At 50.8% G+C, this 16,875-nt stretch carries 14 protein-coding genes and 1 tRNA gene; 13 read left to right on the forward strand and 2 right to left on the reverse strand.

The genetic code is table 11. The annotated features are described in order from the left end of the window. From EV12_RS06070 to ribD, 4 genes are all read left to right on the forward strand, one after another. Positions 1-314, forward strand: a 314-nt coding sequence (locus EV12_RS06070) for a calcium-binding protein (protein WP_446727371.1), incomplete at its 5' end; no start/stop codon positions are given. A gap of 102 nt (positions 315-416) precedes the next feature. Further along, the gene (locus EV12_RS06075) at positions 417-2,930 is read left to right on the forward strand and encodes a GH116 family glycosyl hydrolase (protein ID WP_036913370.1); all 2,514 of its coding nucleotides are present in this window, start codon (positions 417-419) and stop codon (positions 2,928-2,930) included. An 81-nt stretch (positions 2,931-3,011) separates the two neighbouring features. After that, the gene (locus EV12_RS06080) at positions 3,012-3,548 is read left to right on the forward strand and encodes a DUF3122 domain-containing protein (RefSeq protein ID WP_241467001.1); all 537 of its coding nucleotides are present in this window, start codon (positions 3,012-3,014) and stop codon (positions 3,546-3,548) included. Between the two features lie 3 nt (positions 3,549-3,551). Further along, positions 3,552-4,658 (forward strand): bifunctional diaminohydroxyphosphoribosylaminopyrimidine deaminase/5-amino-6-(5-phosphoribosylamino)uracil reductase RibD, encoded by a 1,107-nt coding sequence (gene ribD / locus EV12_RS06085; RefSeq protein WP_036913373.1) that lies wholly within the window; start codon positions 3,552-3,554, stop codon positions 4,656-4,658. A 972-nt stretch (positions 4,659-5,630) separates the two neighbouring features. Here ribD and EV12_RS06090 read toward each other — a convergent pair. Next, positions 5,631-6,425 carry a potassium channel family protein gene (locus EV12_RS06090; protein WP_036913376.1) on the reverse strand — a complete coding sequence of 265 codons (795 nt, stop codon included), beginning with the start codon at positions 6,423-6,425 and terminating at the stop codon, positions 5,631-5,633. A 600-nt stretch (positions 6,426-7,025) separates the two neighbouring features. On the opposite strand from EV12_RS06090, the gene EV12_RS06100 reads away from it, so the two are divergent. After that, complete coding sequence (locus EV12_RS06100) at positions 7,026-7,916, forward strand: sulfotransferase family 2 domain-containing protein (protein WP_036913412.1); 891 nt, start codon at positions 7,026-7,028, stop codon at positions 7,914-7,916. Between the two features lie 289 nt (positions 7,917-8,205). Here EV12_RS06100 and EV12_RS06105 read toward each other — a convergent pair whose 3' ends face one another. After that, entirely contained in the window at positions 8,206-8,862 is a 657-nt protein-coding gene (locus tag EV12_RS06105; RefSeq protein ID WP_036913382.1) for an SOS response-associated peptidase, read from the reverse strand. Between the two features lie 1,408 nt (positions 8,863-10,270). Between EV12_RS06105 and ftsH the strand changes: the two genes are divergently transcribed. The 8 genes from ftsH to EV12_RS06150 all read left to right on the forward strand — a co-directional run. Further along, on the forward strand, positions 10,271-12,148 hold the full coding sequence (ftsH, locus tag EV12_RS06120) for an ATP-dependent zinc metalloprotease FtsH (RefSeq protein WP_036913388.1): 1,878 nt from the start codon (positions 10,271-10,273) through the stop codon (positions 12,146-12,148). Positions 12,149-12,202: 54 nt separating this feature from the next. Beyond that, positions 12,203-13,159: an ornithine carbamoyltransferase gene (argF, locus tag EV12_RS06125; protein ID WP_036913391.1), complete on the forward strand. Its 957-nt coding sequence runs from the start codon at positions 12,203-12,205 to the stop codon at positions 13,157-13,159. Between the two features lie 135 nt (positions 13,160-13,294). Next, complete coding sequence (gene lexA, locus EV12_RS06130; RefSeq protein ID WP_036913394.1) at positions 13,295-13,918, forward strand: transcriptional repressor LexA; 624 nt, start codon at positions 13,295-13,297, stop codon at positions 13,916-13,918. Between the two features lie 61 nt (positions 13,919-13,979). Further along, positions 13,980-14,052, forward strand: a tRNA-Ala gene (locus EV12_RS06135). 357 nt (positions 14,053-14,409) lie between these two features. Further along, on the forward strand, positions 14,410-14,658 hold the full coding sequence (locus tag EV12_RS06140) for a hypothetical protein (protein WP_036913396.1): 249 nt from the start codon (positions 14,410-14,412) through the stop codon (positions 14,656-14,658). A gap of 270 nt (positions 14,659-14,928) precedes the next feature. Continuing rightward, complete coding sequence (locus tag EV12_RS06145) at positions 14,929-15,201, forward strand: hypothetical protein (RefSeq protein WP_152562294.1); 273 nt, start codon at positions 14,929-14,931, stop codon at positions 15,199-15,201. Continuing rightward, positions 15,198-15,326, forward strand: coding sequence for a hypothetical protein (locus EV12_RS14805; protein ID WP_255327586.1), 129 nt, complete (start codon positions 15,198-15,200; stop codon positions 15,324-15,326). The genes EV12_RS06145 and EV12_RS14805 overlap by 4 nt, the downstream gene beginning before the upstream one ends. Before the next feature lie 254 nt (positions 15,327-15,580). Beyond that, positions 15,581-16,875, forward strand: a 1,295-nt coding sequence (locus EV12_RS06150) for a tetratricopeptide repeat protein (RefSeq protein WP_036913404.1), incomplete at its 3' end; no start/stop codon positions are given.

Genomic DNA, 16,875 nt, shown 5'->3' on the forward strand with positions numbered 1-16,875 from the left:
ATGTTCTTCTTGGTGGCGCTGGAGATGATCAAGTCACTGGAGGCAATGGTAATGACAAGCTTAATGGTGGCTTAGGAGATGACACCCTTAAAGGTGATCGCGGAGCTGATGATTACATCCTCAGTAGTGGGGAAGATGTCTATGAGTCTTTCTCAATCGATGAGAATGATCAGCTTGTCGTGGGAGAAGGTGTTGATTTATCATTCCAGCAAGTTGGTGATAATCTATTAATTAAAGGAATTGCTATTCACACCACATTGCTGGATGTCGATAAAGATGAGTTCCTAGCTGCTGATTGTATTGACTACATCTGAGCCCTAGGAGTGCTTGTTGCTCCTCAAAGGCTAAAGCGATGCCTTGATCCCCTGGCTGGTCGGCTGATCTGCTGACAAGCTGGGCGCATCATCTCTTGCCCCATGGCCCTTTTTGGCTTTTCAGCTTTTAGGTCCTTATTGAAGCGTGGATCGAGCTTGAAGCCTTGGAGCGTGCCTGCCGCCAGCTGGAGCCGTGCTTTCGGTTTGGCTTGGCAACAGCCTTACACGGTGCGTTATGCCAGCAATCTCGACGATGGGCCCTGGCATGGCATGCCCCTGGGAGGTTTCGGGGCCGGTTGTATCGGGCGTAGCCCGCGCGGTGATTTCAATCTCTGGAATCTTGATGGTGGAGAGCATTGGCAGGGCAGCATTCCTGATTGCCAGTTCGCTTTGTTTGAGCGGCAGGGGGATCAGGTGCGTGCTCATGCGTTGGCTACAGCACCACAAACCGATAACTCTCAGCCTGAGCTAGACAAGCCTCTCTCCTCTTGGAGCTGGTATCCAGCCAGTACAGAGCAACGCACGACTGGTAGCTATTCAGCCCGCTATCCGCTCAGTTGGACCCATTACCAAGGAGTCTTCGCGGCTGAGGTGGTTTGCGAGGCGTTCAGTCCAATCCTTCCTGGTGATTACCGACGTACCAGCTACCCCCTGGCAGTGTTTCGTTGGCAGCTGCAGAACCCCACATCGCAATCTCTGGAACTGTCGCTGCTGCTGAGTTGGCGTAACACATGTGGCTGGTTCACGAACACCGATCCCTCCGCCAGCGTTCATTTCCGCGATGACGGCAGCCCTGAACACAGTTACGTGCCTGCCATCGGTCGTGGTGAGGGGCAGTGCAATCGTTGGATTGATCAGCCAGGGCTGCTTGGTGTCTTGATGGATGGTGAGCGAGCTGACCCATTGGCTGAGGGGCAAGGGCAGTGGTGTTTGGCTGTCCCGGATCATCTGCCTGGTGTGGAGGTAATGCGTTGTAGCCGTTGGGATCCCAGCGGAGATGGCAGCGAACTGTGGAGTTCCTTCGCAAGTGAAGGAACCATTGCAAACAGCAATGACACGCACAAGAGCTTGGCGGGCGAGCAGACCAGTGCTGCTTTAGCGGTGAAGGTCACCCTGGCGCCTGGTGAAAGCCTTGAGATTCCTGTGGTGATTAGTTGGGATCTACCGGTGACGGCTTTCGCTACAGGCGTTCGCGATTTGCGCCGTTACACCGACTTTCACGGCAGTGATGGGCAGGGGGCTGTTGCTCTTGCTGCCGAGGCCTTGCGTGATTGGCCTGATTGGCGGGAGCAGATTGATGCCTGGCAGGCGCCGGTGCTGGCTCGTGAGGATCTGCCGGAGCGCTTGCGAATGGCTTTATTCAATGAGCTCTACGACTTGGCTAGCGGTGGCAGCCTTTGGACGGCAGCCCGTCCAGGAGATCCGGTGGGTCGCTTTGGGGTTCTTGAGTGCTTCGACTACGCCTGGTACGAAAGTCTTGATGTGCGCCTCTATGGCTCCTTGGCTCTGCTGCAGTTGTGGCCTGAGCTCGATAAGGCCGTCTTGCGTAGTTTTGCTCGAGCCATTCCAGCGGCAGATGCCACGCCACGACCAATCGGCTGGTACTTCACCCAGGGGCGTGGCCGGGTCGAGGCCCCCCGCAAGAGGGCGGCGGCTACCCCCCATGATCTGGGAGCACCGAATGAGTCGCCGTTTGATGCCACCAACTACACCGCTTATCAGGATTGCAATCTCTGGAAAGATCTGGCCAGTGATTATGTGTTGCAGGTATGGCGAACGTTTCTTCTTTCACCGAATGGTGAAGATCTGAGCTTCTTGGCTGAATGCTGGCCGGCGGCAGTGCAGGCCCTGAGTTATCTCAAGCGGTTTGATGTCAATCACGATGGTCTGCCTGATAACGGTGGTGCTCCGGACCAGACCTTTGACGATTGGCCGTTGCAAGGCGTGAGCGCTTATTGCGGTGCTCTCTGGATTGCAGCTCTTGAGGCTGCTCTAGCCATGGCACAGCGCTTGCAATTGGACTTAGGACTCAATACGGCAGAGGAGCAACATCAGTTCAGCGGTTGGCTTGAGCAATCACGTGCCAACTTCGATCGGCTGCTTTGGAATGGGGAGTACTACAAGATCGATGCTGAGAGTGGTACGCCGGTGGTGATGGCTGATCAACTCTGCGGCGATTTCTATGCTCGTTTGTTGGGGCTGCCGTCTGTTGTTGCTGATGAACGCAGTCGCAGCAGTCTGAATGCAGTCAAAGAGGCCTGCTTTGAAGGTTTTGAAGGCGGCCGCTTGGGAGTCGCCAATGGTTTGTGCCGTGATGGCATGCCACTTGATCCCAAGGGAACCCATCCCTTGGAGGTATGGACTGGCATCAACTTCGGCCTAGCGGCTTACTACCGACTGATGGGCGATGCAACGACGGCCACAGCCATCTGTTCAGCGGTGGTTAATCAGGTGTATGGCGGTGGTTTGCAGTTCCGCACCCCAGAAGCGATTACTGCAGTGAAGACCTACAGGGCTTGCCACTATTTGCGTGCAATGGCGATCTGGGCCCTGTGGGCAACGCATACGGATTGGCAGTTGATCCCAGGTGCCGAACGGGCAGGGTCTGAGGGGTGAATGAGTGGCGCCAATCTGTGCGGGATGTCCTATCGGTATCGATGGGTTTTTGCATACGCTGTGAAGACCTTCTTTGAGGTCATGTCCAGCGCAGGGAGTTCTGCATCGCATCGATGGCCTGGCCTTCTCATGCTGAAGAGGGCTTTGGCTTGCTTCTTTGTGGCTGTTGTGCTGTTGCTGCTCAGCCCATCACTTGTCCAGGCGCAGGTGTTGGCCAATGAAAGTGATGAAAGTTCCTTATTTGTACGCAGCTTTGAGACCCTGCGTGACCTCGAGTATCACAGTTGGCAGGTGGTGGCTTACCGCCAGGGCCCGCCAGGTGAGCCAGTGGTGTTGAGGATTGTTGGTTATCCCGGCAAGGTTCGTCTCAATCATCCAACTGAGCTGCTTGTGCATGCCGGTCGCCGCGACTGGGCCTTGGCTGACATCACAATGGCCAGTCCGCAATTGGCGAAGGATGGCCGTGAAGCAGCAGCAGAATTCGATCTCGACCCTTTGCTGGATGATTTAACCAACAATCGCCCACTGCGCTTGCAGCTCGCTGGTGTGTTTGCTGAACTGCCTGTGCCTCCTTATGTCGTCGGTGAGTGGCGTTCATTGCCGCAGGCTGCTCAATAGTTGATGAACGTCAACCTCTCTGCAAGTGCTGTTTGGCTGCCATGGATGCGGCGGGCTTTGCAGTTGGCTGCTCTCGCAGATGGTTGCACCAGTCCCAATCCTCTCGTTGGGGCTGTTGTTCTGGACAAGGCGGGAAAGCTTGTGGGAGAGGGTTTCCACGCATGTGCTGGTGAGCCCCATGCGGAGGTAGGCGCTCTCGCACAGGCTGGTGAACAGGCCAGCGGTGGAAGCCTGTTGGTCACCCTGGAACCCTGTTGCCATCAAGGCCGCACGCCTCCCTGCACGGAGGCCGTCATCGCTGCCGGACTTCGCCGAGTTGTCGTAGCAATGCAGGACCCAGACCCACGTGTTGCTGGGGGCGGCATCACTCGTTTGCGTGATGCCGGGCTGGAGGTGATTACTGGTGTGTTGGAGCCCGAAGCAGCACATCAGAACCGGGCTTTTGTGCATCGGGTTTGTACTGGGCGCCCCTGGGGGATTCTCAAATGGGCGATGAGCCTCGATGGACGCACGGCTCTGCCCAATGGCGCCAGTCAGTGGATCAGTGGTTGTGAAGCGCGTAGCTGGGTGCATCGCTTACGTGGCCAATGTGATGCTGTGATCGTTGGCGGCGGCACAGTGCGTGCGGACGATCCGTTGCTGACCAGTCGTGGGCACTCTGACCCCGAACCGAAGCGGGTGGTGCTGAGTCGCAGCCTTGATTTGCCTCAACAAGCTCAGCTTTGGGATACTGCAGTGGCTCCTACCCTCGTTGCTCATGGCCTAGAGCCTGACCATGAGCAGTTGGCTCATTTGCCTGAGGGGCCTGAGCCACTTGCTTTGCCTGCCTCTGAACCGCTTGAGTTGTTGAAGGCCTTAGCTCAACAAGACTGCAATCGTGTGCTGTGGGAATGCGGGCCAGGATTAGCAGCCGCAGCTCTGCGGCAAGGCTGTGTTCAAGAATTGGCGGTGGTGGTGGCTCCCAAGCTGTTGGGTGGCTTGCCGGCCAGAACACCACTTGATGATCTTGGCCTTACAAGCATGAAAGAAGTTGTTGTGCTGGAGCCTGGCTCATTGCAGCAGTTAGGGGCTGACTGGCTCTTGCAATATGAGCTTTCTAAGGATTGTTGAGACATACGCAACAACTATCATTTGAATATTCTTTGAGTAAGTTATATCTATGTATTGGATTGATAAATGTCTTTAGAGACTGACTGCAGACAGTCACCACAACAATGCTGGAAGCATCAATCGATGATTGTTGTGGTGCATTGAGCAATTGACAAGACTCCGAAGACCTTATAGGTCGTGTTGATTTTAATCGCAATGCTTGCCAAGCTATCTGTCAATCGAGCTGAAATCACCAGAAGGTTGATTGAAAGGAGAGAAGTATTAGATTTATGCTTAAGAAAGCTATTTGATGGTTGATTTGATGCAAGATAAATTTCGAAATTAATTTAAGACCATCAAAAGACTTGGTTGGCCTAGGACATCCTCTAAACCTTAAACCTTAAACCTTAAACCTTAAACCTTAAACCTTAAACCTTAAACCTTAAACCTTAAACCTTAAACCTTAAACCTTAAACCTTAAAGGAGAGGTGCTGACATATTAGGACAATCTGTAGCATAGGGAGATGATCATTGGCGCGAGGCAGAATGCCTCGTCAGAGAGATGGCTTGCAATTGCTCATTGGATTCCAATCGTTACCCTCAATCACTAGCCCTGGCTTAGATAAGCTGGCAGTTAATCGAGAAATGTCATCTGCAACTAGAAATCGAGATGAAGAAGGGCTGGCAATGAGTGTAACGACTAAATCATTAACCTATTGCGATAGACTGCCTGTTCAAAGGTCTATGTCTGTTTAAATAATACTTGATGACAGCGTTAGTAATGTAGTCATTGATGGACTAGCCTGACTTGTGTTTCTAGCATCTTAGATTATTAAATAGATATTATCTTGCTCTATGCTTGCCCATGAGACTGAGAAGGCTTGCGATTAATACACCCATTAATTGATCTGGTTCGTCTTAGGAAGTCCATGCTCGCCTCTATAACATAGAGTTTATGCTGTGATCTTGATGTTATTAAGCTATATGCAAGATTCATCCATCCTTTTTATCAGTATTGACCTCCTGCTCTGAAGGCTGAGTGTCTTTTGGGTTCGATTCTTTGTTAAGCCTCTTGCTGTTGCTATTGCCGGAGAATCTGCTGATCAGAGCGCCCATCATTAATGTTAGATAAAGGGGGCCAACAATGCTGGTGGCCACGCTCACCATCCTTGCTGCGGGCAGAATCGGCTGGATCCCCCCGAAGCCAACGGTGGTTAGGCACACGAAGGCAAAGTAGTTGATCTCGGCAAATCGATGAGGCGTATTCAGCACGCTTTGATTGGTGCTGGTGATGGCCTGGTTGGCTAAATCCAGGAGCGCAAAGCTGTTGGGTTCAACCGTATACAACGCATTCATCACCAGGCCGGCGCTGATTCCTAAGAGTAAGTATCCAGCGGCTGCTCCCATCAAAACCATTTCGCTGACTTGGCGCTCACGACTCAGCTGTTTTACCAGTCGAATTAAGCTCCAGCTCACGAACAAAATCCAGCTCCATATCAGGGGAATACCGCTGTAGGTCCAGTGACTTGGCGTGAGCAGCCAGAACCATAGGCTTAGCAATGCTGCCCATCCCAGCCATTGATAGAGCCGTTCTCTCCAGGCATGGTGTTTGACTTTTCTCGCGAGCAATCTGGTGATAAGAATTGCGATGACTGAATAGCAAATTGGAGCAGGCCAATAAACCTGCGGTATGGCAAAGCTTGCCAATAGCAATAGGGTAAAAGCGAGCAAGAGGCGATAAAGCCTGTCTCGATATTGATGTTTTCGTCGCCGTGGTGTAGTAGTCACCAGAAACAATCAGCTCATAAAATGCTTAGTGTAGCGATGCGTTTGTCAAGCACCTGCTTGGTGAGAAGAAACGGTTTAGATGATTATTCGATTCGAGTCATGGAATTTTCAAAATAGCTCTTAGAGACTCCGTATCAGTATGTATAAGGCTTGGGCACTAGCTTGGATGCATTTTTTAGGTTTTGAGAGACTTTATATCGTATTGCTTTCGGTAGAGCTTTTGATTAAACTAAGCATAGATATGCTCTGAAGGCATCGTTAACGCTTTGTTTGCGAAGATTCCTGTGTCTTAAATGACTGGGAGCTTTGGACTCGAGTTTTTGACGATTGACGCAATTACTCTGTTGATCAGCTGGAACGGAAATGTAGCGATATTCGATCACGTTGTTCGGTTAGATAGCCAGCTAGAAGTCTTCGCTTTGCAAATGGATATGATGAAATTATGGACAGCTGGTAATACTCATGATTCACTCATGAAGAGCAGCATTATTCGCTGTTTGATTAAACCACTCATCTCCAGACCATCATGAGCTGCCTGGCAAAGACCATTTGCGCTTGCTTAGCTTTCAAGGCTTGGACGAGCCTTTCTCCGTTTCAGTAATGCAATCTAACCAGTCTCAACCATTACGACTAAAACCTGGTGAGCCGATTCCTGGGTTGCGCTGTGATCATCAAGATGGCTGGCTGGATGTGCAGCTGATCATGCTCAATGGTGAGACTCTCTCTCCTTTGTTGCCATTAGGTTCCGATGCTGCTTATGTGTGGGTTCCAAAGAACGGCTGGAGTTCGCTTAAACGTGCTTGGTTGCAGGCAAGTGGCACGATTACCGATGTTAATGAACTTGAATCCACATACGTGCATGGTGCTGTTATGCCCTTTACTCATTGGTTGCGGCCTGATGAATTTCGTGCAGTAGCTGAATATCGAAACGTAATTGCGATTTGGCGCGACCCGATTGATCGTTATGTATCAGCCTGTAGAAGTCATTTGAATCAACTTACGACTAAGTCAATCAATGCGAGACTAACCCTGCATGCCAATGGAGATCAGTCTCTTTTTGCTCGAACTCGAGCTGCGTATGATTCGATGTTTAAGTCCTTTGGTATTCAAAGCCTTGATGACAATGTAGATCCGCGTGATTTGATGAACGATGTTGCCTTGTGTCTGCCTGCTTGGACGCGTTCTTTTTTAGAATGGACACATCACACTCTTCCTCAGACAAGTTTTCTAGGCAAGGATCCCAGTCTTTACACCACGGTTTTAGGCATGCACCAGATCGGAGAGTTGATCACTCAATGGCAGAATGCTAGTGGTCAATATATACAGCCTAAAGCTGAGAATGTTTCAAAAGATTATACCAATGATCTCTTCCGACATTTGAGTCGTGATGATCTCAGGCCTGAGGCACTTGAAGCTCTAGAACGTTTCTATGCCTGTGACCGTAATTTTCTTGAGCAGGCACAAAAGCAACTTGGCCTATTGAGAATTTGATGCTGATATCGAGAGATTGTAATTGCTATTAGGATGGGATTTTTAATGGGACTGGCATGAAATTATAGAGTGTTTTGTGATTAGAACTGAATCACTGGCCTTACGCCTTATTGGTGTGCTCTAACCTTTTCTGGAAGCTACCATGGGTTGATTATTTATTTTTCATGACCTAATCCTTGGTTGTTGAATGGCTTAATTCTCTTCTCTCTTCGTCAATCAAGCTGTATTCGTGAATGGTCATTTCTTAAGAGCTTCTCATTCGTGTGGGGAGAAGTGCGGCAGCCTTGGATCAGAAAAGCTGTAACTGATTTGGGTTGGGCCTTGGCGTTGTGTTGGTGGCTCGGCTCACACACCAATCATGTGGATCCCAGGGGTTAAGCAAGCTTTCAAGTGCATGCAAGTGGGTGGCATCCCCTTCTTCCAGCCAGGCCTCTTCTAGGCCATTTGGCACGATGACAGGCATCCGCTTATGCAGAGGCCGCACTAAGGCATTAGCGCGCGTGGTGATGACGCAACAGGTTTCTACTTCGCTGCCATCGGGCCCGATCCAGTGATCCCACAGCCCCGCCAGCCAGAACGGTTCTCCATTGCACCGATGAATACGTTGCCCTTTTTCATAAAAACCATCGCTAGGCAATAGGCAGCGGTGATGACGCCAAGCTGCGCGAAAAGATGGCTTCTCCGCAAGGGTTTCGGCACGAGCGTTGATTGGCCTTGGGCCTCGCCAGGGATCTTTCACCCAGTTGGCCAAGAAGCCCCAAAGAAAATGGGTTACATCCGTATGTCTGTGATGCTTTCTTAGCGCCAGTACAGGCTCGCCTGGGTGGATTTCAGCGCGAGGAGCGTAGTGGCTTAGCCATGTTGACGAAGAGCTGTTGGCCAGCCAAGGCGCCACGACCTTTCGCAGAGTGTCCCTTGTGGTGGTAAGGCTATAGCAGCCACACATGGTTCCTCTCCCCCCCAGGGCTTGATTGTCTCTGATAAGACCTTCCTGTTGATCTGCTTTGTGTGTTTGCGTTGATAGATGGTCGAGATATGGAATTTGCTTACTCGTCAGCCTCTCTTAGTTGCTCAATACAGCTGGTAAGGCATTCGCCGTCATCAAGTGAGCAGGTTGAAATGCATTCAAAGTAAGTCTCAACAGCATCCCAAGTCTGCTCTGACCCTAGCGACAATTCAGGATTCGACTTCGTGTTTTTAGTCACATCTGACCTGCCGGCAGAGTCGTTCTCCATTAAGACTTTGGTTGCTGTATCCATCAGCAGAGCAAGTGGTGGATATGGCCATAGCTCATTTGGATCATGAGGAGAACTTGGAGGCAGCAACATTGCAGAAATACCTTTAGGCCTCTCTAAATAGTCAAGATGTGATTTCGCTGAGTGCAGCCCTTCGCAATAAAGGCATTGAGATCTTGAGCAAACTCGAAAGAGGCGACCTCTGTCGCCCTCGAAATACTGAATTGTCCCGCCTTGTGCGCTTACGTAGAATGGATGGTACTTCATGGCGGTGAGTTTTTCGTTGCTTAGATCAATGGACTTCAGGGTCGACCTGTTGATGCTTAAACACCTGAAGTTTGTATCGGTACTGGCCTTTTGAGAAGTCAAAATGACTTCTATTTTCGATATTTTTGCATAGATATCAGCGTTTACTTACTATTGGCACGCCCGTGAGAAATTACCTTGCGGGGGTTGCCTTGCTACTGCAGTTGAGGGATATGGATTTGTGAATGCCTGCAGGAGAATGCAGTTAATTGGTTGTGGTAACAGCCAAGCGCGGTTTAGGTTTTCACCGTGAAGCAAATGCCTCCCTGTTGTTTAATGCATCCTAACCCACTTTCTTGAGAGTTGAATGTTTGATTAATAATAATAAAGCACCTAAGTTGCATCGCTTAGGCGCAATTGCCTGAGAGTAAATACCTTCCTGCTATCGGTTCGCTCTCATGGCTAAAGAAGTTGTCTTGCTTCTACAGAAACCAAATTGATTGTTCTGACAGAGCTTTTCAGAAGAGGGCTGACATCAAGACTTGTGGTGCATTGGCACCACAAGATTCTCTTTTTGCCCTAGGGGTATCGTTGGCTGCCTTGAAACTGCCTTTGAAGTATCGGTTTCACTATTATCTAAATGGCAGTCAATGGCTTGATTTGGGCAAACTAAGTGCATTTGATTGGCAGTGAACTCCTTAAAACCCTTAACGAAAAGGCTTTGTCTTAGCGGCCACTGACAACGATGCATTGACGTCTCCAAAGCAGCCAGCAGCGCTTCTTTTGTGGTGACGTTCGGTTCTCACGCCAGTACAGGCAAGCGCTTACGGATTGATCGTCTTAGCGTGGCACCCGGGAAATCAATTTTTTTCGATGGCGATCCGTGAGGATGACAACAAACCGAATCGACGCTTTGGCATCGTCAATTTGGTGTTGATCGGTTTCGGTGTTTTGTTGCTTTTCAGCAGCTTCTTACCCAATCCTGCGGCACAGGTGCCGAGGGTCCCCTACTCACTATTTATTGATCAGGTTGACGATGGCGCCGTGAAGCGGGCCTTCATCACTCAGGATCAGATCCGTTACGAATTGGCCAATCCTGAGGAGGGAGCACCGTCGTTGCTGGCCACTACACCGATCTTCGATATGGATCTGCCCCAACGCTTGGAACGCAAAGGAGTTGAATTTGCAGCAGCGCCGCCGAAGAAGCCCAATGTTTTCTCCACCGTCCTCAGCTGGGTTGTGCCCCCGCTGATCTTCATCCTTGTGCTGCAGTTTTTTGCCAGGCGTTCCATGGGTGGTGGTGGTGCCCAGGGCGCTCTTAGTTTCACGAAGAGCAAGGCGAAGGTTTATGTCCCGGATGAAGAGTCCCGAGTCACCTTTGCCGATGTGGCAGGGGTTGATGAGGCCAAGGAAGAGCTCACTGAGATCGTTGATTTTCTCAAAACACCTGAGCGATATACAGAAATAGGTGCGCGCATTCCTAAGGGTGTGTTGCTTGTGGGTCCACCTGGTACAGGCAAGACCTTGCTCTCCAAGGCTGTTGCTGGGGAGGCAGAGGTTCCCTTTTTCATTATTTCTGGTTCTGAGTTTGTCGAGTTGTTTGTCGGGGCTGGTGCGGCCCGCGTGAGGGACCTGTTTGAGCAGGCCAAGAAGAAGGCTCCTTGCATCATCTTCATCGATGAACTTGATGCCATCGGTAAAAGTCGTTCTGGCTCAATGGGTGTTGTGGGAGGTAATGATGAGCGGGAGCAGACCCTTAACCAGCTGCTCACGGAAATGGATGGCTTCTCGTCCACCGATAAGCCCGTCATCGTGTTGGCCGCGACCAACCAGCCCGAGGTCCTTGATGCAGCCCTGCTACGGCCTGGTCGTTTTGACCGACAGGTCCTGGTGGATCGCCCAGACCTCTCTGGCCGCAAGACGATTCTCGAGATCTATGTCAAGAAAGTGAAATTGGCCGAAGGGGTTGACTTAGACCGCATCGCTCAGGCGACCAGCGGTTTTGCTGGTGCTGATCTGGCAAATGTGGTGAACGAAGCGGCCTTGTTGGCAGCTCGTGGCAAACGAAAACAGGTAGAGCTGAAGGATCTCAACGAAGCCATCGAGCGTGTTGTGGCAGGCCTTGAGAAGAAGAGCCGAGTTCTCCAGGATGATGAGAAGAAGGTTGTGGCCTATCACGAGGTGGGGCACGCCATCGTTGGACACCTGATGCCTGGAGGCAGCAAGGTTGCCAAGATCTCAATTGTGCCAAGGGGTATGAGTGCTCTTGGTTACACCTTGCAGTTACCTACTGAGGAGCGTTTTCTCAATTCCAAGCAAGACCTTGAAGGTCAGATTGCCACCTTGTTAGGAGGGCGTTCTGCAGAGGAAATCGTGTTTGGCAAGATCACCACTGGTGCTGCTAATGATCTACAGCGCGCTACTGACCTTGCCGAGCAGATGGTGGGGACTTATGGGATGAGCGATATTTTGGGCCCCCTGGCTTATGACAAGCAAGGTGGGGGGCGTTTCCTTGGTGGTAACAACAATCCACGCCGAGTGGTGAGTGATGCCACTGCACAGGCCATAGATAAGGAGGTGAGGAGTTTGGTGGATCAAGGCCATGAGAGTGCCCTTTCGATTCTTCGGCATAACCTCGCCTTGCTGGAGACCATCGCCCAGAAGATCCTCGAAAAGGAAGTGATCGAAGGCGATGAGCTGATAGAGATGCTCGATTCCAGTGCTCTCCCTAGAGGTGTTGTTATTGCCTGAAGGCTTGACGGCAGGGGGGCTGGTCTCCGATAAAGACTCTTTGAAGCTTCCCTAATGGCTGTCAATCCCCAAGGTGTTGCAGCCGTCCTTGCTGACCTCAAGGGTCGAGACTTTCTTTCCTGCGCTGATTTCACTGCGGAGCAGACGGTTGCCTTGCTTGAGCTTTCCCGTCAGCTGAAGAGCGGGGATCGTCGCATTGATTTGGGAAATCGAGTTCTCGGATTGATTTTTACGAAGGCATCGACGCGCACACGAGTGAGCTTTCAGGTCGCGATGGCACGCCTTGGCGGGCAAACGGTCGATCTCAATCCTCAGGTGACCCAATTGGGCCGCGGCGAACCCCTTGAAGACACGGCGAGAGTGTTGAGTCGTTTCTGTGATGTGATGGCGGTGCGGACCTTTGCTCAGCAGGAACTGCTGGATTACGCCCATTGGGCTTCGATTCCGGTCCTCAATGCCTTGACTGATTTGGAGCATCCCTGTCAGGCAATGGCTGATTTCCTAACCATGCAAGAGGCTCTCGGGTCATTAACCGGCCAGACCTTGGCCTATGTGGGCGATGGTAATAACGTCTCACATTCTTTGATGCTCTGCGGCGCCCTCTTGGGGGTCAACGTTCGGATTGGCTGCCCGCAGGGATTTGAACCTCTGCCTGAGGTGATTGATCAGGCCCGCAACTTGGCAGTGGCTGATGCTCGTATTGAAGTGATGACAGATCCAGTTGATGCAGTGCGAGGTGCGCAGGCGTTGTACACCGATGTTTGGGCCTCGATGGGACAGGAACAGGAACAGTCGCAGCGGGAAGAGGCCTTTCGTGGTTTCTGTCTCAATGAGGATTTGCTTGCTCAGGCAGATCCCAACGCGATCGTGTTGCACTGCCTACCGGCTCATCGAGGGGAGGAGATCAGTTCAGCCGTGATGGAAGGTGAGGCCAGTCGAATCTTCGATCAAGCTGAAAATCGTTTGCATGTTCAACAAGCTTTGCTTGCGGCCGTGCTTGGTGGTCTCTAGTTCCAGGCTGGATTGGTACTTGCGGTTTTGAGCACTCTGATCAACTCGGAATCTTCTTGCGGCTGCACTGTTTGGTGTTTAAACCCTTGCCAGATTCAGTACCTATAGGTACACATGTATTGACGAATCAATGCATTGCCGTTGGCTGCCACCTCTCCTGAGTTGCTTACTTCTGCCCAGCAGGAGCTTTATGACTGGTTGGCCGATTACATCGGCAGCCATCACCACAGCCCTTCGATTCGACAGATGATGCAGGCCATGGGTCTGCGCTCACCAGCGCCGGTGCAGAGCCGGCTTCGACATTTGCAGCAGAAGGGATGGATCACTTGGCAGGAAGGGCAGGCGCGTACCTTGCAGCTGCTTGGTGGGTTGGTGTCCGGTATTCCGGTGTTGGGGGCAGTAGCCGCTGGTGGTTTGGTGGAGACGTTTGATGATGTTCAGGAGCGGTTAGATCTTGCACCAGTTTTGGAGACCCGTGGCCTGTTTGCGCTCACCGTGAATGGTGATTCGATGGTGGATTCCTACATTGCAGATGGTGATGTGGTTCTGATGGAGCCAGTGCCTGAGCCTTCTCGGCTGCGAGATGGAACGGTAGTGAGTGCACTTGTGCCCGGAAGTGGCACCACGCTGAAGCACTTTCACCGCAACGGCGCCTCGGTGCGACTTGAGGCCGCCAATACCGCTTATGAGCCGATTGAGCTACCAGCCGATCAGGTGCAGGTACAGGGCAAGCTCGTGGCTGTTTGGCGTCAGGTTTGAGGCCTTGCCGTTGTAAGCTCTGTTTTGACGGCGGTACGAGCCCAGTGTTACCGGCGTTTATGGGGCCATAGCTCAGCTGGTAGAGCACCTGCATGGCATGCAGGGGGTCAGCGGTTCGAATCCGCTTGGCTCCACTCAGTATTTCCCAGTCTCTGACTGGGTTTCTTAATGTCTGGATTTAGCGCTTCGGCTGTGTGATTCCTTTGTTTGGTGTGATTTTTGGTGTGAAAACTGTGCTTTGGGGCTGAATGGGTTTCTTTGGTGAGTTTTGGCTCTGACGCCCTCCGAGGAGCCCTTAAGTTGTGAACTAATTACAAAGATTTTCTCGTATTGTCTTCAAGTCTTTGTTACCTAGGAGTCCCGCTAGTTACCGCTAGTTACGTATCCATTTTGATCGTATCTTCAATGGTGCGCTGACCGTCAATTGAACCTGAGCCGCACAGAGTGCCGGAGGGTGATGAAACGCCTGGAGCAGGTAGAGGAATCTCTTGATGAGCAGTTCTGATTGCCAAGTGGTGAGCCTTAGAGAAGCTGCTCGTCGCATTGGGCTGCCGTTAACCAGTTTTAGACGGATTGCGCAGGCCGAACCAAGATTGCAGGCCTGCATTCAACCTGGACGTCCAGCAAAAGTAGATCTAGAGCGTTTGCTGATCGTCTGGAATCAATTAGAGCAAGCCGATAAAAGTTCACTCAGTCCCCGGCAGGCGTTGGCATTAGAACGTCGTAAAAGACTCTGGTGACAAAGTCGCTCTTTACTGCTACAGCTGCAGGACGAGGAAAGAAAGTTTTGTAATGCCGAGCAGATTCAGATTGCAGAGAAGGAAGTATTCGCTCTGCTTGAGAAACTAATAAAGAGCTGGGCACAATCGATTGCACCACAACTGCTTGAGAGTAGGGATGCATATGGCTTAATGCTCTCAAGCATTAACAGTACTTTGCAGGCTATAAGTGATCAAGCACAAAGAAATGCAGATGTATACCAAGAAATAGAGTGGCACGTGCAATTAGCTATGACATTTGAGCTTCCCTCGCTAGAGGTGTTACAAGCCGATATTGAACGAGCACGTGGTGGTCTTCATCGTCTAAGAGCACAACAGGCGGCAGGTGAAGTTGTGCTGATTACAGATGTAACTAGCAAACAATTTGATCGCTGCCGAAGGGTGCGTGATCAATTTTTAGCGTTAGCGCCAAGGCTCAGCGGTGTGGCAATAGGCTGGCAATCTATTCCAGATGCAAAAACGGAATTAACAAGAGGAGTATCAACAGTGTTGGCAGCCTGGTGAACCACGAACAACTGCCTGCCGCAAGCGATTTTGAGGGCTGGGAGGCCACCTTGATTAATGCACTCCAGAAGAACCTAAAAGGAGGGGGGGCTCCAAAAGTGGTTCATTTCAGCGGTGACCTTTAAAAACAAGAGTTTTGCGGCCTCCGGTGGGGAGTAAAGCCAAGGCATCCCGACCGGCCAGCACGGCTTCCACAACAGGATGCTGGCTTTACTTCAGGAGCAGATCTCTCTATGACCCCATCGCTCATTGAAGCTGGATCGATATCGATGCGGGAGTGGGTTAGAGCAAGGCTGTAGACCGCTTGAGAGAGGCTCTGATTTCCCTGGAGGACGGTTCTAAACCACAGTAAAATCTTGCCAATACGACGATTGATGGCGTGACAGATCTGGCGACAATCCAAGAGCTCTCAGCTGCTGGTCGCCACCAGGAATGTCTACAGGCTTGCCAAAATGCCTTACAGGCCAATCCAGAAGAGACCTATGCCTATAAATACGCAGGAAAATCCTTACTCGCTTTAGGGCAATTCGAAAAAGCACAGCAATGCCTACTTAAAGCCCATCAACTCGATAACAGCGATCCTGAAATAACCAAAGATATAGCCAATATCTTTTTAAATCTTGGGAATAGAGATTCTGCCACTCAATGGTACGAGAAAGCCCTGGAAATCAACAACAATTATGCGCCTGCTTTTAACAATATTGCCAACCTCAAGAGGCAGAGCGGCAATAATCAAGAAGCTGTCGATCTATTCAAGCAATCTATACAGGCAGACCCAAAACTGATCCAGGCCTACGTGGGAGCAGCAGCAAGCTTTCTGGCGTTAGGAGATCTAGATCAAGCCGAATCATTCGCGGAACAAGCCTTAGGCATCAACGAGAACCCGCCAGGAGCGAATGAAATCCTTGGACTCGTCTTTCAAAACAAAAGCAATCCCGATAGAGCAATTGAATGCTATCAGAAGGAATTAAGTATTAATCCCAAGGCCAGTACCTCACTACTCAATTTAGGGCTACTGCTCCTACAGAAAGGTCAGATAGCAGCAGCGGTTGAATCACTTACAAAAGCATCAGCTCTGGCGCCCAGCGAGCAATGCGCACTTCTTTTAGCGCAGGCATATCAAAACCTCGGGCAATTCAAAGAAGCAATTCTGGAATACAAAAAAGTGAATATTAATCAATCTATGAACAAGATGATTCCTTTTAATCTTGGACTCTGCTTGCTCAACACTGGCAACAACATTGATGCAATAAAAGCGCTCAAGATCGCCATTCAACTAGACAAGTCTTTTATTCCTTCATGGGGAAATCTAGGCACTGCTCTTAAAAGAGAAGGTCGCCTAAAGGAAGCAACACAAGCAACACAAAAAGTTCTTGATCTAGACCCTTATAACCCCACTGCCCACATAAACCTGGGTGGGATCTACAAAGATCTCGGGCAGCACGATCAAGCACTTGCATCAACACTGAAGTCCCTAGAGCTCAAGCCAGATAGCCCCACTGCCCACATGAACCTGGGTGGGATCTACAGAGAACTCGGCAACCTTGATCAAGCTCTTGCTTCCACCCTCAAATCCCTAGAGCTCAAGCCAGATAACCCCACTGCCCACATGAACCTGGGTGGGATCTACAGAGAACTCGGCAACCTTGATCAAGCTCTTGCTTCCACCCTCAA

It is taken from the genome of Prochlorococcus sp. MIT 0701, from assembly GCF_000760295.1.
In the GTDB taxonomy this organism is placed as follows: Bacteria; Cyanobacteriota; Cyanobacteriia; order PCC-6307; family Cyanobiaceae; genus Prochlorococcus.

What these genes read in the sequence shown, in the direction of transcription:
- EV12_RS06075 (WP_036913370.1), top strand. Translation starts at nt 417, where the DNA reads ATGGCCCTTTTTGGCTTTTCAGCTTTTAGGTCCTTATTGAAGCGTGGA.
- EV12_RS06080 (WP_241467001.1), top strand. Translation starts at nt 3,012, where the DNA reads ATGTCCAGCGCAGGGAGTTCTGCATCGCATCGATGGCCTGGCCTTCTC.
- ribD (WP_036913373.1), top strand. Translation starts at nt 3,552, where the DNA reads ATGAACGTCAACCTCTCTGCAAGTGCTGTTTGGCTGCCATGGATGCGG.
- EV12_RS06100 (WP_036913412.1), top strand. Translation starts at nt 7,026, where the DNA reads ATGCAATCTAACCAGTCTCAACCATTACGACTAAAACCTGGTGAGCCG.
- EV12_RS06105 (WP_036913382.1), bottom strand. Translation starts at nt 8,862, where the DNA reads ATGTGTGGCTGCTATAGCCTTACCACCACAAGGGACACTCTGCGAAAG.
- ftsH (WP_036913388.1), top strand. Translation starts at nt 10,271, where the DNA reads ATGGCGATCCGTGAGGATGACAACAAACCGAATCGACGCTTTGGCATC.
- argF (WP_036913391.1), top strand. Translation starts at nt 12,203, where the DNA reads ATGGCTGTCAATCCCCAAGGTGTTGCAGCCGTCCTTGCTGACCTCAAG.
- EV12_RS06140 (WP_036913396.1), top strand. Translation starts at nt 14,410, where the DNA reads ATGAGCAGTTCTGATTGCCAAGTGGTGAGCCTTAGAGAAGCTGCTCGT.
- EV12_RS06145 (WP_152562294.1), top strand. Translation starts at nt 14,929, where the DNA reads ATGACATTTGAGCTTCCCTCGCTAGAGGTGTTACAAGCCGATATTGAA.